Below are 242 nucleotides of genomic sequence, written 5' to 3'. Positions count from 1 at the left end.
AGTTCATAAATACACTTTAATGGACTGTTTCACGTATTATAAAAGAGAAAGGATACCCAATGAAAAAAACACTTTTAGCTTGCCTGCTTGCGGTTGCATCAACGTCTGCCAGCGCAGATTGGAATGTCGGCCTGTCTTACATTAACCTATCGGATGACGATGGTGGAATGGACATATCGTTAGGTGGTTTAGTCAGCCATGCCAGCTATGACTATGCAATTTCAGACAGATTTTCCCTGCTC

The 242-nt window shown here is 42.1% G+C and carries 1 protein-coding gene; it reads left to right on the top strand.

From position 1 onward, the window contains the following. Window positions 1-59 precede the first annotated feature (59 nt). Window positions 60-242 (top strand): hypothetical protein (locus tag NLF92_RS13665; protein ID WP_254102812.1); only part of this gene is annotated, 183 nt, incomplete at its 3' end.

Source organism: Opacimonas viscosa (assembly GCF_024199005.1).
Taxonomy (GTDB): Bacteria; Pseudomonadota; Gammaproteobacteria; order Enterobacterales; family Alteromonadaceae; genus Opacimonas; species Opacimonas viscosa.
The sequence above is the reverse complement of the archived record's forward strand: the minus strand, read 5'-3'. Positions and strand labels throughout refer to the sequence as shown.